Origin of the sequence: Halonatronomonas betaini, assembly GCF_015666175.1 — a bacterium.
Taxonomy (GTDB): Bacteria; Bacillota; Halanaerobiia; order Halanaerobiales; family Halarsenatibacteraceae; genus Halonatronomonas; species Halonatronomonas betaini.
In genome coordinates this window covers 195,465-209,103 of record NZ_JADPIE010000005.1, presented here as the reverse complement: position 1 = coordinate 209,103, position 13,639 = coordinate 195,465, and the positions used below count along the sequence as shown (strand labels likewise).

Genomic DNA, 13,639 nt, shown 5'->3' with positions numbered 1-13,639 from the left:
TGGAGGTAATTAATCTTGGCAGATAAAAAAGAGATCATTTTAATCAGGCACGGTGAAACTGAATGGAATAAGGTCAGAAAATACCAGGGTCATATGGATATTGAATTAAATGACTGGGGAAGACAGCAGGCTGGTGAGGCAGCTAAAGAGCTAGCAAATCTAGATATCGATTATTTTGCCAGCAGTGATTTAAAAAGGGCCAGGGAAACCGCAGAAATTATCGCATCATTTCACAATAATAATATAAAAGAATTTAAAGAACTCCGGGAGATGAATTTTGGAGAATGGGAAGGAAAAGGTTTTAAAGAGATCAAAAATGATTATCCTGAAGACTTTCAAAAATGGATTGAAGATCCGATTAAATTTTCACCTCCAGCAGGTGAAACATTAAAAGAATTTCAGGATAGAGTCCTGGAAGGATTTAATACTATTTTAGAAAATGGTTTTGATAGAAATGCAATAGTAACTCATGGTGGAGTTATTATGGTTTTTCTAGCAACTATTCTGGAAATGCCCTTAATTAATTATCGAAAATTTGAAGTCGCCAATACCGGGATTACCAGGGTTAATTTATATGATAATAGTTATGTCTTAAAGGAATTTAATAGCCAGAGTCATATGAAATAAAATTATCAACAAGGAATTTTTCAATTAATCTATAATTATAATAATAAGCAACCAAAATTTAATATTCTGTCTTTAGCATATAAAAGGGGGCAAAAAACATGAAAAAGATTTTAATTGCAGTTGATGGCTCTGATCACTCTAAAAAGGCTGCTAAAAAAGGTGCAGAAATGGCTAAGTCTCTTGATGCAGAGGTTACACTGATAAATGTTGTCCCGGAAATTACTGCCAGCTCAGCTTCAGCTTATTATGCAACTGTTCAAACAGAGGGTCTATTAGAAAGAAGAGAAGCTTATATGGAGAGAGGCCAGAAAATTTTAAAGGAAGCAAAAGAATTGGTGGCTGAACAGGGAGTAACTGCTAAAACAGAAATAGATGTTGGCGATCCTGCGGATTTAATCTGTGATTATGCTATTGAAAATGGTTTTGACTTAATAGTTATTGCTGATAAAGGGTTAGGCGCTGTTAAGAGATTTCTTTTAGGAAGTATTACAGATAAAGTCGTTCACCATGCAAAGACTTCAGTTTTGATAGTTAAATAAAATATATTAAAATTATTTTATTCACGGCCGGCGAACTAGCCGGTCGTATTTTTAATCTTAACATCAAAAGGAGGATAAAAATGATCTTGAGAAAAGTATTCATTGTCTTATTGGTTCTGGTGGTTGCTGGAGCAATTTTTGGTTTATTTTATTATCCTGATGCCACAGAGACGCTGGAAGATAGAGTGGCTTATATTTCATTCCAGGGTCCAATCCAGGAGGGCCTGGCAGGTTTTGGTACAGGAGTAATAACCCCTGATAGAGTTGCCCAGAAATTAAATAACCTTGAAGATATTAACGGTATTGAGGCAGTGGTCATGAGAATAGACTCGCCAGGTGGAGCAATCGGTGCTTCCCAGGAAATCTATCAGATTATCTCCGATTATGAAAAGCCGATAGTTATTTCAATGGGAGATATGGCAGCATCAGGTGGCTATTATATTTCGGCAGCAGCAGATAGCATAATTGCCCATCCAGGAACTATGACCGGATCTATTGGAGTCATAACAACCTTTTACGATCCAGATGGACTACTAGAAAATTTAGGCATTGAAAGAGAGACTGTTATGTCTGGAGAACATAAAGATATGTTTTCCAGGACCTTAACTGATGATGAAAGAGAAAAGATGCAGACTTTAACTGATCAGGCTTATGATCAGTTTATTAATCATATAGCTGAAGGCAGAGATATGAGCCAGGAGGATATCCTGCCCCATGCAACTGGAGAAATCTTCTTAGGCAGCCAGGCATTAGAATATGGATTAATTGATTCTTTAGGCGGAAGAAGTGAAGCCCTAAGAGTTGCTGGAGAACTCTCAGGTATTGAAGATCCAGAATATTATTATCCATCAGAACCAGGATTATTTCAAAGAATGAGCGGACTGGCTGCAAGAATTCCTCAAATAATACAGGGCCAGAAAGATCCTGAACTAATTCTTTTAGAGAGATTAGAGGATGGCTTAAAGCCAGCATTGAAATATCAGGTTCCAGGCTTTTAATTATTTATCTAAGAAAGTGAGTTGATACTATGAGGTTTTCTGATTGGGTTTATGGAATAATCTTTACACCTCAAAAAACAATTTTAAAAATCAAGGAATTTGAACCTATAAAATCTGGCTTATTTGTCTTATTTATATCTTCACTAATCATCACTATAACAAACACAAATCTTATCGTACCGGCAAATAATATTAATCTGGCCCCATTGATTTTAGTCGGAGCCTTTAGCTATATTTTCGGGACTATTTTTCTATCATTGATTTTAGTCTTTCTCAGCAAATTCCTAGGAGGCAGCGGAAATTACTTTGCCCTATTTACCGGATTAGCATTAAGCACAATAGTCTTTGCATTTTTACCAGTAGGATTATTTATTGCTGAGTATACTTCAATATTCATGATAAATGACTTTCTAAGGATTCTGGTATTTATCTGGTATCTTCTGCTAACAATTGAAGTAATCAGAAAGACCCAGGAGATATCTTTATTTAGCTCAATATTAACTATAACTGGCTCCTTTGCCAGCATGGTTATCTTAACATTACTAATATCAATAAGTATTGCAGGCAGTCTTATGGCTTTATTTGTCTAGATAAAATGGAGGGTTAATATGTATGATATAGCAATTGTTGGCGGAGGAGTAACAGGAACTGCAATCGCCAGGGAACTTTCTAAATATAATTTGCAGACTGTTTTGATCGAAAAAGAATCTGATGTCAGTACCGGTGCCTCAAAAGCAAATAGCGGAATTGTCCATGGAGGTTATGTCGGAAAAGCCGGTACTCTAAAGGGCGAGTTATGTATTAAAGGCAATAAAGCCTTTAAGAAACTTGATTCAGAGTTAAACTTTGGCTTTAGAAGACCTGGTGCCCTGGTGATTGGTTTTAATGAACAGGATAAAAAGCAACTTGAAAAAATTTATGAGAACGCCCTGGCAGTCGGGCATAGTGAAGATGATATTGAAATAATCGATTATGATAAAATCAAATCACTTGAGCCAAATATTAATGAAGAAGTTGAGATAGCCTTTTACTGTCACTCAGTCGGAGTTGCCTCTCCCTATGAAATGGTTGTTGCTTTAGCCGAAAATGCAGTTGATAATGGAGTTGAACTTAAATTATCATCAGAGGTTACCAATATAAATAATCAGGAAGACCATTTTGAAATTATCACTAAAAAGCAAAACTATAAAAGTAGATTTCTAATTAATGCAGCTGGAACAGGGAGTGAAAAAGTAGCATCATATGCTGGAGCAGATAATTTCTCTATAAACCCAAGAAGAGGTCAGTATATATTATTTGGCAAGGATCAGGCTGATTTAGTTGAAAAAGTAATTTTTCAAACTCCGACACCGGAAACTAAAGGGGTCCTGGTAACGACCACCTATCATGGCAACTTTATGATCGGACCAAATAGTGAGGAGATAGATAAACCAGAAAATATTGATACAACCATTGAAGAGTTAGAAAATATAATTGAGACTGCCAGGAAATCTATTCCAGACTTCAATTTAAAGAGAGCCCTGACAACCTTTGCAGGGGTCAGAGCCAGTTCAGACCGTGATGATTTTATAATTGAAGAAAGCAGGGTTTCTAACTTTATTAATGTTGCAGGTATAGATTCCCCAGGTTTAACAGCTGCTCCTGCAATTGCAGAAAAAGTAGTTAAGATATTAGAGAATTCCGGGCTTAAACTGGAAAAGAACCAGGATTTTAATCCTAAAAGAGAGCCTATAATCAAAATAAAAGATGAAAACTTTGATGGCAAAATAGATGCTAAAGATCCTGAAAAAAATATAATCTGTAGATGTGAAACAGTAACTGAAGCCGAGATTTTAGATGCCCTAAATAGAGATATAACGATTAAGACAGCTGATGCAATTAAAAGGAGAACAAGAGCTGGCATGGGCAATTGTCAGGCAAATTTCTGCCGCTCCAGGGTGAAAAGGCTGATCGCAGATTATCATAACTGTAAGCCAGAAGATGTAAAGGTTAGAGATGAAGCTGAAAAGCCCCAGAGAGTAAGTATTAATAAAATCAGACAAATAGAAAAATAAACTTTTTCTCTTACCGTGATATCTGTCACAGAGAAAAGTATAGTATAATGGTATATTTTATATAGTGATAAAAAACAAAGATGAAATATGATAATAAATACAGGAGTGATAAAAGTGGAAAATAAATATTTCTCTGTTAATGATACGCTATATGAAATTACAGACAGATATCCAGAATTAATTGACTTGTTGGCTAATAAAGGTTTCGAACAGCTTAAAGATGATGAAAAAAGAGAGGCTTTTGGCAGCAAGATAAGCTTAAAACAGGCTACAATGATGAAGTCTCTAGACCTGGATAAGCTGGTTCAGTTATTAATAACTGAGCTTGATAACTCAGCTGAGCAAAGAGATATCGATAATGGGGATAATGACAAAAAGACTTTAAAAATAACAGGTTTACTCCCATGTCCAGTAAAGATGCCTCTATTGGAAGGTATAGATCAATTAGAAAATGAAATCAGTTCACCTATCAAAAGAGAACTTAAATCAGCATCCCAGGGCTTAGACTGGTTAAAAGAAAGTATTGAGGATAAGCCATCTGCAGAAAAACTTTCTGATCTATATATTTCAGCTGGGTTCGATCTCTTCTTTGATAGAGACTTAATGGATCATTACAGGCGGAAAGATATCTTCAAAGATACAACAGGCTTAACAGACCTAAATAATGACTTTGTTAGAAATGATATCAATCTTTTTGATCCAGAAGGTGACTATTCGATAATAGGTGTCGTTCCAGCAGTATTCCTGGTTAACCAGGAAGAGCTTGCCGGTCGTGAAGCTCCTAAAACCTGGGCAGATCTTCTAAAGCCAGAATTTGAAAATAGTATCAGTCTGCCTGTAAGTGATTTTGATTTATTCAATGCTATATTAATTAATATTTATAAAAAATACGGAACTGAAGGAGTAGAAAAGCTTGGCCGCTCAATGCAGAAATCATTGCATCCTTCAGAGATGGTTAAAGAAGGTGGCCGAAAAAAGCAGGGTGAACCGGCAGTAACAATCATGCCCTACTTCTTTACCAGAATGGCCAAAAGATTTCCACATATGGAATTTGTCTGGCCAGAAGATGGAGCCATCATCAGCCCTATCTTTATGCTAATCAAAGAATCATCTCTGCCAGAATTACAGCCAGTTGTAGATTTCTTTGCCTCAAAAAAGGTCGGTTCAATTCTCTCAGAACAGGGTTTATTCCCATCTGTAAGAGCCGATATCGACAACAACCTGCCAGAGAATAGCAAGTTCATGTGGCCAGGCTGGGACTTCTTGCGGGAGAATAATCCAGGAGAATTAATAGACGAATTGACAGATAAATTTAATCAGACAGCCAGGGAGGCGATATAATATGAATCTAGTAACATTTTCAGGTCCGCCTTCTTCAGGAAAAACTGCTGTTATCTTAAAGACTATCAATGCTCTAAAAGAGCGCAATATCAATGTTGGAGTCGTTAAATTTGACTGCCTTTATACAGATGATGATGAGTTATATGCAAAAGAGGGCATCCCTGTCAAAAAAGGACTTTCAGGCTCGTTATGCCCTGACCATTATTTTGTTAGTAATATAGAAGAGGTTGTCCAGTGGGGGAGAAAAAAAGGACTGGATATGCTAATTACCGAAAGTGCCGGTTTATGTAATAGATGTTCACCCTATATCAATGAAATAAAAGCAATCTGTGTAATTGACAACCTGAGCGGAATTAATACCCCCCGTAAAATCGGGCCAATGCTTAAAAGAGCTGATATGGTTGTAATTACTAAAGGTGACATCGTATCCCAGGCAGAAAGAGAAGTCTTTGCCTCCAGGGTCAGTGATGTTAACCCATCAGCATTAGTAATGCATGTTAACGGACTGACTGGCCAGGGAGCCTATGAATTTTCAACCTTCCTCTATGACGAAGAAGAGGATATTGAAACTGTAACCGGTCGTAAGCTAAGATTCTCAATGCCATCAGCAATGTGTTCATACTGTCTTGGCGAAACAAGAATTGGCGACGAACATCAACTAGGAAATGTTAAAAAAATAGATTTAGGTGATGACAATGATTAAAAGAAATTATATAAAAAATATATCAGTAAAGAATTTAATAAATAAATATCCGTTCATTGAATCATATCTGGAAGAACAGGATCTACCAATAAAGAATAAAGATAAAACTCTAACAGAGATTTATCAGAACCTCTCTCTTGAAGAGAGAGAAGAAATAATGTATGACCTGGATGGTTTTGTCGACCAGCTGATTGCATATATAAAAAATATGGAAGAATTTTTAGGAACCACAGAGGATAGAGTTACCTCATTAACATTATTGCCAGGCCTGAATAAAGAAGGCAAGGAAGAAAATTTTGATGAGATTACAATTGAAGCAGGAGAGATTGTCTCAATTGTAGGTCCAACTGGTTCTGGAAAAAGCAGGTTGCTGGCAGATATAGAATGGACTGCCCAGGGCGATACCCCAACCTCCAGGCATACCCTGATCGATGGCCAGGTTCCTGATAAAAAATGGAGGCTATCTGGAAATAAGAAACTGGTTGCCCAGTTATCCCAGAATATGAACTTTGTTATGGATCTATCAGTAAAAGATTTCATCCGTCTCCATGGGGAAAGCAGGCTGGTCAAAAACCTTGATGAAATAGTCGCAAGAATTATCCAGGAGGCCAATGAACTGGCTGGAGAAAAGTTTCCTGCAGATGCCCAGATAACAAGCTTGAGTGGCGGCCAGTCCAGAGCATTAATGATAGCCGACACAGCAATTTTAAGCTCATCGCCAATTGTCCTGATCGATGAAATAGAAAATGCCGGTATCGATAGAGAAAAGGCCCTGGATCTACTGGTAGGCGAAGATAAAATAGTTCTGATGGCCACCCACGATCCTATCCTGGCTTTAATGGCAGATAAAAGAATTATAATCAATAATGGTGGGATTGTAGAGCAGATTGAGACAACTAATGAAGAAAAAGAATTATTAAAAGAGCTAAAAGTAATCGATAATAAGCTATATAATTATAGAGAAAACCTCCGCTATGGTAAACAGCTTGAGCGGTTTTCCGACTCAGATAAAAAAGCACTTATATGTTAATTAAAAGGCCCTGTGACTAAAACCACAGGGTTATTTTTATCTCAGATTAATTTACTGATAAAACTAATTAGAAGTAGAGTAATATACCTTTCCTCCAGTCCCACCCCGGTATCTCCTCGGTACCTCCCCGGTGCCGAACCGCTACCAACCCAGTACTAACCCAGTACCAACCCAGTATCAACCCAGTCCTAAAACTTTAACAACCTATTCCTGAGAGATAGCTACCTTAAAATCATCTCCAATTAATAAACCTGGTTTAGATATAATTAGTCACCGATTTTATATTTTAAAAGGAATAAGTGCCCTGGCCGAGAACTATTATATTAGACGGTAATTAATTGCAAAATAAAAAGTTTGACTATCTTTGACCATTGCTGTATAATATAAAAAAGAAAATAACAGCATGAGGTGATATCTATGAAAATGGATGACTTTACAAGAAGGTCACAGGAGTTACTGGCTACTGCCCAGCAGATAGCTACAGATAATAATAATCAGGAAATCTATCCACCCCACTTACTAAAAGCTATGCTTGAGGAAGACCAGGGAGTAACCAGGCCAATTTTAGAACAGCTAGGTTTAAATTTAGAGCAACTATCTAAAGATTGCCAGAAATTAATTACCCAGCTTCCAGAAGTTTATAGTTCTGATAGCAATCAAATATATATGTCCAGGGATATGCATAATATCTTACAGCAGTCCCGTCAGGAAGCAAAGAAATTAAATGATGATTATATTTCAACCGAGCATATCCTGCTTGCCCTTGTTAGTTCAGACAATAAAACAGCAAAACTATTTACAGATAAAGAAATAGATAAAGAAAAAATAAAAAATATAATCAATGAGATCAGGCAGGGAGCAAAAGTCGATAGTCCTGATTCTGAAGATCAATTCCAGGCTTTAGAGAGATATACAATTGACCTTACTGATATGGCAAAGGAAGGAAAACTTGACCCGGTAATTGGAAGAGATGAAAGAATTCGGAGAATAATGCAGGTTCTCTCCAGGCGACGGAAGAACAATCCTGTTTTAATCGGCGAACCAGGAGTCGGTAAAACTGCAGTAGTTGAAGGCCTTGCCCAGAGAATAGTCACTGGAGATATCCCCGGGGTATTAAAGAACAAAAAAGTAATAGAACTGGATATGGGCTCACTCTTAGCCGGAGCCAAATACCGGGGTGAGTTTGAAGATAGATTAAAATCTGTCCTAAAAAAGATTAAAGAAGCTGAAGGCAAATATATTGTCTTTATTGATGAGATGCATACAATAGTCGGTGCCGGTGCCAGCGAAGGCGCCATGGATGCCTCCAATCTCTTAAAACCGGCACTGGCCAGAGGAGAGCTTCACTGTATAGGAGCCACAACCCTGGATGAATATAAAAAGCATATTGAAAAGGATGCAGCTTTAGAAAGAAGATTCCAGCCAGTCCAGATCAAAGAGCCAGATTTAGAAGATACCCTTTCAATCCTGAGAGGCTTAAAAGAAAAATATGAGATCCATCATGGCGTAAGAATCCAGGATAAAGCTCTAGAGGCAGCTGCCAAATTATCAGAACGATATTTAACTGAACGCTATCAGCCAGATAAATCAATCGACCTGGTAGATGAAGCTGCAGCCAAGGTCAAGATAGATATAGACTCAATGCCTTTAGAGATCGATGAATTAAATCGCCGCTTAAGAAGACTGGAAACAGAAAGGGAAGTTTTAAAAAATGAAGAAGAGGAAGGCTCTGAAGAAAAGCTGGCAGAACTGACTGAAAAGATTAACGAATTAAAAGAAAAAAGAGATCCTCTAATGGCCCGCTGGAACCAGGAAAAGGATTTAATTAAGCGACAGCGGGAATTAAAAGAGGAGATAGAAAAAGTCAAGCTGGCAGCAGAAAATGCAGAAAGAGAAGCAAACTATGAGGAGGCTGCCAGATTAAAATACGGTAAACTCTCAGATTTAGAAAAGGAACTAAACCAGATCAGGGAGAAAGTTGAAGGAAGTCCTGAACAGCAGGATATCCTGAGAGAAGAGGTAACAGAGGAGGATATCGCCGGTATAGTCGCATCCTGGACAGATATCCCTGTTCAGCAGTTACTCTCATCAGAAAAGGAAAAATTATTAAAACTGGAAGAAGAGCTCTCAAAACGGGTCGTCGGCCAGGATGAAGCCATTAATGCTGTAAGCAACGCCATTAGAAGATCCAGAACCGGCCTCCAGAGCGAGGATAGGCCATTAGGTTCATTCCTCTTTATGGGACCGACTGGAGTCGGCAAGACAGAACTTGCCAAGACCCTGGCAGCCCATCTATTTGATCGGGAGAAGAATCTAATCAGGCTTGATATGTCAGAATATATGGAGCGCCATGCAGTTGCCAAAATGATCGGTTCCCCTCCAGGTTATGTCGGTTATGATGAAGGTGGCCAGCTAACAGAAAAGGTCAGACGGCAGCCCTATTCAGTAATTCTCCTGGATGAGATTGAAAAGGCCCATTCTGATGTCTTCAATATATTACTCCAGATTTTAGACGACGGTATCCTTACCGATAGCCACGGGAAAGAAGTTGATTTTAGAAATACTGTTATCATCATGACATCAAATATCGGTTCAGAATATATCCAGGACTTAGATGATCACGAAAGAATCAAAGAAAAAGTCAATCAGGCATTGAAACAGACTTTTAGGCCTGAATTTATCAATAGAATAGATGGCAGAATCATATTCCATAGCCTTGATGAAAACCATATCAGACAGATCGTAGAAATCAAGGTCCAGGAGTTGGCTGAAAAAGTCATTGAACAGGAATTTGACTTAACAGTAACTGAAGCTGCTAAAGACCAGCTTGCAGTTCTAGGTTACGACCCTGCCTATGGTGCCAGGCCTTTAGAAAGGGTAATCCAGAATCAGATCAAGGATAAACTGGCATTATTTCTTTTAGAAGAAGAACCTGAACAGGGCTCAGTTATTGAGATCGGTTACTCAGAAGAAAGAGATGACTTTGTAATAAAAATTGCATAATCTAATCCCAGATATCAGGAGGAGAGAAAATGATAGACTATCCAGCTCCAGAATTAATAATAAGTAAATGTCTAGGTTTTGCCCATTGTTATTATTCAGGCCAGAGATTTGATATTAAATTTCTAAAAAAGCTAGGAGAATTCGTTGAATACCATCCGATCTGCCCTGAAGTTGAAATAGGTCTGCCTGTTCCCAGGCAGACCCTTCGTTTAGTTGAAGAGGGCAAAGAAATTAGACTCCGCCAGCCAGCTACAGGGGCAGATTTAACTGATAAATTAAAGGCCACCGCCCTTAATTTTTTTAAAGACAATCAAAAAATTGATGGCTTTATCTGCAAGGAAGGCTCACCATCATGTGGCTGCAAATCAGTTAAATTATATCCAGCCTTAAAAGATGTTGCCCCCCATAAAAAGACAGAGGGCCTTTTTGCCAGGGCAGTTTTTGATTATTACGGCAATATCCCTGCTGAAAATGATGGCAGATTAAATAATCTCCAGATGCGAGAGGATTTCTTAACAGCTATCTTTACAATGGCCAGATTTAGAAAAGTTGAAGAATCTAAAAAGATAAAGGATCTGATTGATTTTCATACCAGACACAAATATCTATTAATGGCTCTCTCCCCTAAAAACCTAAAATTAATGGGCCAGTTAACTGCAAATAATAAAGACTTAGCTATAGATGAATTAATCAGTCAGTATAAAGAACTTCTAAAAGATACAATCAACCGAAGTTCAAAGCCAGGGCTGCAGGAGAATGTCTTAAACCATTGTTTTGGCTATATTTCAGATCAACTAAAAACAGGTGAGATAGAATTTTTCCTGGACACAGTCAAAAAATATAGAAAAGGCATGGTTCCACTAAGTGTTCCCCTATACCTCCTTAACGGTTGGATTATAGAGCAGGATGTAGATTATTTAATAAATCAGGTTTATTTCAAACCGTTCCCTGAAGAATTAATAGATCAGACCGATTCTGGTCGCAAGCATAAATTAGATTAACGCTTAAAGCAGGAGAATAACTATAAATATTGAATTATAGTTAAGTAGGATGATTAAGTATTCTTAGATGAGGTGAAAAAATGTTAGACGATTTTATGATCAGTGAATTCATAAATATTGAAGGAGAGCGGTCACTTGGTAAAGTGGCCATTATTTTGGCTATGGTTGATGATGATAGAGATGATGAATTTATTGAAGCCCTAAAGACAGAGGGCTACCTGCCTGTCATAACCAGAGCAGGCGGGAAGGGTGAGGAAGTTAAAAATAAGATATTAAGAAATTCCCTGGGAGCTGCCATCAAAGGTGGAGTTATTGATGAAGACGTCCAGGATCAGCGGGTTTTAACCAGAACAGTAGAACGGGCTTTAGGAGATTTTGACAGGCCGATGTTAAGCATATCTGGTGCTGGAATAAAAATTGGGATTGTCAGAAAAGGCTTCCATCTTGCTGTTGGACTTTATGGTAAACTGGGGATACCAGGTTTAAGTGTAGATCATGAAGTTTCAGGGATGGGTATTCATTATTATGGTCTGGCTGATGACAAGCAGAACTAATTCAGCCAGTTTCGGAAGGGGTATTATGGAAAAACATTATCCATTTATTTTAGAAAAATTAATGAGATTAGGAAGATTAACATATAGAATTGAAGAACATAATCGTCTGGAAGCTGAAGGTGCTATCAGCCAGGGTGGCCTGATGTTAGGCTGGCACTGCCATCTCTGGTCTATAGCAGTAGCCCTTGCCAGGCATAATTATACAGCCTTAGCCAGCCAGAGTAGAGAAGGGGAAATTATTAGCCAGTCATTAGAAAAATTAGGCTGGAAAGTTGTTCGGGGCTCCAGTTCATCAGGGGCTGTTAGTTCATTGAAAAAAATGTTAAAATTAGTTAGGAATCAGCGCCAGCTAGTTATAACCCCTGACGGCCCTAGAGGCCCGGCCAGAAAAATAAAACTTGGGGCAGTTATGATCCAGCAGCGGAGTGGCTGTCCGATCATCCCAATAGGTGTGGCCAATGGCTGGAAACATACCTTTAAAAAGAGCTGGGATAATTTTGAGTTGCCTTTACTTTTTAGCAAAATTGTAATCTACTATGGCCAACCGATTAAAGATTTAGAAGATCTAGAGCGGCAGGAGGCAGCTAAAATAATTGAAGCCAGCCTTGAAAAAGCAAATGAAGCTGCTGAAGAGAGGCTTTAAAAAGATGAAAAATAAATTAATCAATTATCTATTAGATATTATCAGTGGCAATAAAAAGGGCCTGATACCAGCTATCTTAAGGATATTATTAATCCTTTTATCATATATATATCGGCTGGCAGTAATGCTTAGAAATCTGCTCTATGATAAAGATATCATCAAACAGGGCAGAGTTGCTGCTAAAACTATAAGTATTGGCAATATTACAACAGGGGGCACAGGTAAAACCCCGGCAGTAGAAGCCTTTGCCACTGAATTAAAAAATTCTGGCAAAGATATTGTTATTATCAGTAGAGGTTATAAAGGCGATAATCAGGAACCCCTGGTAGTATCAAATGGCGAAAAAATTCTAGTCGGAGCTAAATTTGCAGGAGACGAAGCCTTTATGCTGGCCAACAAACTGCCTGAAATACCTGTTGTCATCTGCAGGGATAGATTAAAGGCAGCCAGCTATGTCCAGGCTGAATTTAATCCAGATATTATTCTATTAGATGATAGCTTCCAGCATAGAAAAATAATTAGAGATTATGATATAGTATTAATTGATGCCACAAATCCCTTTGGTTATAATCACCTGCTTCCAGGAGGATTATTAAGGGAGCCAAAAAGCTCATTAAAAAGGGCAGATGGTTTTATCATATCAAGGGTCGATCAGGTTAGTAATTCCAGCTTAAATGAGATTATAAATCAATTAAAGAGTTATAACGATTTATCTTACATATATCTGTCAAATCATGTCCCGTCACATTTACAGAGCATTAATGGCGAGAAGCTTGGACTTAATAAACTAAATAATAAAGATGTTATAGCCTTTAGTGGCCTGGGCAACCCCGGGGCTTTTGAAGCTTCATTACAGGAGCAGGGCTGTAATCTGGTCAAACATTTTATTTTTCCAGATCATCATATTTATACTAGAGAAGACTTCAAGCAGATAGTTGAAAAATTTGCCAGTGAAAATATAGATTATCTAATAACAACTGGCAAAGATATAGTCAAATTAGACGATTCCTTACTCGATTTTTTAAGTATTCAAAATATAGGTTTATATAGTTTTGAGATCAAAATGGCCTTTAAAGACCAGACAGGCCAGTCTAAAAATATTGCAACCCGTTTACTGGAAAATATTGAAGATTAAGAGGTGCTAAT

Annotated in this window: 13 protein-coding genes; all 13 read left to right on the top strand. The window is 37.8% G+C overall.

Annotated features, from left to right (window positions below; genetic code table 11):
* Positions 1-15: 15 nt before the first annotated feature.
* The 13 genes from cobC to lpxK all read left to right on the top strand — a co-directional run bounded on the left by cobC (position 16) and on the right by lpxK (position 13,628).
* A complete protein-coding gene (gene cobC / locus I0Q91_RS10315; protein ID WP_270454441.1) occupies positions 16-627 on the top strand; it encodes an alpha-ribazole phosphatase in 612 nt (203 codons plus the stop codon).
* A 98-nt stretch (positions 628-725) separates the two neighbouring features.
* Complete coding sequence (locus tag I0Q91_RS10310; RefSeq protein WP_270454440.1) at positions 726-1,166, top strand: universal stress protein; 441 nt, start codon at positions 726-728, stop codon at positions 1,164-1,166.
* An 80-nt stretch (positions 1,167-1,246) separates the two neighbouring features.
* A complete protein-coding gene (gene sppA, locus I0Q91_RS10305; protein WP_270454439.1) occupies positions 1,247-2,164 on the top strand; it encodes a signal peptide peptidase SppA in 918 nt (305 codons plus the stop codon).
* 29 nt (positions 2,165-2,193) lie between these two features.
* The gene (locus tag I0Q91_RS10300; protein WP_270454438.1) at positions 2,194-2,754 is read left to right on the top strand and encodes a hypothetical protein; all 561 of its coding nucleotides are present in this window, start codon (positions 2,194-2,196) and stop codon (positions 2,752-2,754) included.
* Positions 2,755-2,772: 18 nt separating this feature from the next.
* Entirely contained in the window at positions 2,773-4,218 is a 1,446-nt protein-coding gene (locus I0Q91_RS10295; RefSeq protein WP_270454437.1) for an NAD(P)/FAD-dependent oxidoreductase, read from the top strand.
* Positions 4,219-4,332: 114 nt separating this feature from the next.
* Positions 4,333-5,559 (top strand): ABC transporter substrate-binding protein, encoded by a 1,227-nt coding sequence (locus tag I0Q91_RS10290; RefSeq protein WP_270454436.1) that lies wholly within the window; start codon positions 4,333-4,335, stop codon positions 5,557-5,559.
* Between the two features lies 1 nt (position 5,560).
* Entirely contained in the window at positions 5,561-6,262 is a 702-nt protein-coding gene (locus tag I0Q91_RS10285) for a GTP-binding protein (RefSeq protein ID WP_270454434.1), read from the top strand.
* A complete protein-coding gene (locus I0Q91_RS10280; RefSeq protein WP_270454433.1) occupies positions 6,255-7,292 on the top strand; it encodes an ATP-binding cassette domain-containing protein in 1,038 nt (345 codons plus the stop codon). The genes I0Q91_RS10285 and I0Q91_RS10280 overlap by 8 nt, the downstream gene beginning before the upstream one ends.
* 417 nt (positions 7,293-7,709) lie before the next feature.
* Positions 7,710-10,295: an ATP-dependent chaperone ClpB gene (gene clpB, locus I0Q91_RS10275; protein WP_270454432.1), complete on the top strand. Its 2,586-nt coding sequence runs from the start codon at positions 7,710-7,712 to the stop codon at positions 10,293-10,295.
* A 29-nt stretch (positions 10,296-10,324) separates the two neighbouring features.
* A complete protein-coding gene (locus I0Q91_RS10270; RefSeq protein WP_270454431.1) occupies positions 10,325-11,296 on the top strand; it encodes a YbgA family protein in 972 nt (323 codons plus the stop codon).
* A gap of 80 nt (positions 11,297-11,376) precedes the next feature.
* A complete protein-coding gene (locus I0Q91_RS10265) occupies positions 11,377-11,850 on the top strand; it encodes a HutP family protein (RefSeq protein ID WP_270454430.1) in 474 nt (157 codons plus the stop codon).
* A 25-nt stretch (positions 11,851-11,875) separates the two neighbouring features.
* A complete protein-coding gene (locus I0Q91_RS10260; protein WP_270454429.1) occupies positions 11,876-12,493 on the top strand; it encodes a lysophospholipid acyltransferase family protein in 618 nt (205 codons plus the stop codon).
* A gap of 4 nt (positions 12,494-12,497) precedes the next feature.
* Positions 12,498-13,628: a tetraacyldisaccharide 4'-kinase gene (gene lpxK, locus I0Q91_RS10255; protein WP_270454428.1), complete on the top strand. Its 1,131-nt coding sequence runs from the start codon at positions 12,498-12,500 to the stop codon at positions 13,626-13,628.
* Positions 13,629-13,639: the final 11 nt, after the last annotated feature.